4 protein-coding genes are annotated in these 2,352 nt (G+C 36.4%); all 4 read left to right on the plus strand.

Going from position 1 to position 2,352, the window contains the following annotated elements:
• The first annotated feature begins 38 nt into the window (after positions 1–38).
• Positions 39–665 (plus strand): 50S ribosomal protein L3, encoded by a 627-nt coding sequence (rplC, locus tag GB932_RS22585; RefSeq protein WP_002983195.1) that lies wholly within the window; start codon positions 39–41, stop codon positions 663–665.
• Complete coding sequence (rplD, locus tag GB932_RS22590; RefSeq protein WP_034694672.1) at positions 656–1,285, plus strand: 50S ribosomal protein L4; 630 nt, start codon at positions 656–658, stop codon at positions 1,283–1,285. Before rplC ends, rplD begins: the two co-directional genes overlap by 10 nt.
• Positions 1,286–1,288: 3 nt before the next feature.
• A complete protein-coding gene (gene rplW / locus GB932_RS22595) occupies positions 1,289–1,579 on the plus strand; it encodes a 50S ribosomal protein L23 (protein ID WP_002983204.1) in 291 nt (96 codons plus the stop codon).
• 22 nt (positions 1,580–1,601) lie between these two features.
• The coding region (rplB, locus tag GB932_RS22600; RefSeq protein WP_156759817.1) for a 50S ribosomal protein L2 at positions 1,602–2,352 on the plus strand (751 nt) is incomplete at its 3' end.

Raw genomic sequence — 2,352 nt, forward strand, 5'->3', positions numbered from 1 at the left:
GTGATAAATAAAGGATAAATTTTATTATAATATAAACAATGTCAGGTATTATTGGTAAAAAAATCGGTATGACGTCTTTGTTTAACGAAGAAGGAAAAAACATTCCTTGTACAGTTATTCAAGCTGGTCCATGCTCGGTTTTACAGGTCAGAACCTTAGAAAAAGACGGTTATAAAGCTGTTCAGTTAGGTTTCGATGACAAGAGTGAGAAGAACGTTGGTAAAGCGTTAGCTGGTCATTTTAAAAAGGCTGGTTCTGCTCCTAAAGCTAAATTAGTAGAATTCTACAGAGAATTCGTTGATGAAGTAAAAGTAGGAGAAGAAGTAAAAGTTGATCTATTCGCTGAAGGTGAATATGTTGACGTAACAGGAACTTCAAAAGGTAAAGGCTTCCAGGGTGTTGTTAAGAGACACGGATTTGGAGGTGTAATGCAGGCAACTCATGGTCAGCACAACAGACTTAGAGCTCCAGGTTCTATCGGTGCTGGTTCAGACCCTTCAAGAGTATTCAAAGGGATGAGAATGGCTGGAAGAATGGGAGGTAAGCAGGTAACTGTTCAAAACCTTCAAGTGTTAAAAGTTGATCAAGAACAAAATCTTTTAGTAGTAAAAGGTGCTGTTCCGGGAGCTAAAAATTCTTATGTAATTATCAGAAAATGGAACTAGTAGTATTAAATACATCAGGAAAAGAGACCGGAAGAAAAGTAACTCTAGACGAAACAGTATTCGGAATTGAGCCAAATCAGCACGCGGTTTACTTAGAAGTTAAGCAGTATCTTGCTGCTCAAAGACAAGGTACTCATAAAGCAAAAGAAAGAAGCGAAATTACTGCTTCTACTAAAAAGCTTAAGAAGCAAAAAGGATCAGGATCTGCTAGATACGGTGATATCAAATCTCCAGTATTCAGAGGTGGAGGTAGAGTATTCGGACCAAAACCAAGAGACTACAGATTCAAATTGAACAAAGCTCTTAAGAGGTTAGCTAAGAAATCTGTTTTATCTCAGAAAATGAGAGACAACAGCATTAAAGTTTTAGAAGATGTGAGCTTTGACGCTCCTAAGACTAAAGATTTCATCAATGTATTAAATGCATTGGAACTTAACGGTAAAAAATCTTTATTCGTTCTTCCTGAAGCTAATAAGAATGTGTATTTATCTTCAAGAAACTTACCTAAAACTAAAGTAATGAACTTCAACGAGATCAGTTCTTACGATTTAGTAAACGCTGGTGAGATCATTTTCTTCGAAGGTGCAGTTGAAAAATTCCAGGAAAATTTAAAGAAATAAATCATGTCAGTTATTATTAAACCAGTTATTTCAGAAAAGGCTAATTACCTTACAGATTTAAGAGGTTCTTATTCTTTCTTAGTGAATCCTAAGGCGAATAAAATCGAGATCAAAAAAGCTGTTGAAGCAGCTTACGGTGTAAAAGTAGCAGACGTTAACACAATGATTTATGCTCCGAAGGTTTCTTCAAAATACACTAAAAAAGGTCTTCAAGTAGGAAAGACAAATAAATTGAAAAAAGCGGTAATCAAACTTGCTGAAGGTGAGGTTATCGATATTTTTGCTGTAAATTAATTATTAATTATAAATAATAGTAATGTCTGTTAGAAAATTAAAACCTATCACCCCGGGACAGAGATTCAGAATTGTAAACAATTTTGAGGAAATTACTACCAACAAACCAGAGAAATCTCTAACAGTTGGTATTAAAAAGTCAGGTGGACGTAACCAAACAGGTAAAATGACCATGCGTTACACCGGAGGTGGACACAAAAAGAAATACAGAATTATTGACTTCAAAAGAAACAAAGCAAACGTTGAAGCAACTGTAAAATCTGTAGAATACGATCCAAACAGAACTGCATTTATCGCTTTATTAGAGTACGCAGACGGAGAGAAGAGATATATCATCGCTCCAAACGGTATCAAAGTTGATCAGAAAGTAGTATCAGGAGAAAGCGTTGAACCAAACGTAGGTAACGCAATGAAATTGAAAAATATTCCATTGGGTACTGTAATCTCTTGTGTTGAAATGAAGCCTGGACAAGGTGCAATTTTAGCAAGAAGTGCTGGTTCTTCAGCTCAATTAACTTCCAGAGATGGTAAATATGCAATCATCAAGTTACCTTCAGGAGAATCAAGAATGATCCTTACTGAATGTATGGCAATGATTGGTTCTGTTTCCAACTCAGATCACCAATTAACTGTATCAGGTAAGGCTGGTAGAAGCAGATGGTTAGGTAGAAGACCAAGAACAAGAGCGGTTGTAATGAACCCAGTAGATCACCCAATGGGTGGTGGTGAAGGACGTTCTTCAGGAGGTCACCCAAGATCTAGAAACGGTAAAC

The sequence above is a fragment of the Microbacterium karelineae genome (assembly GCF_009745985.1).
In the GTDB taxonomy this organism is placed as follows: Bacteria; Actinomycetota; Actinomycetes; order Actinomycetales; family Microbacteriaceae; genus Microbacterium; species Microbacterium karelineae.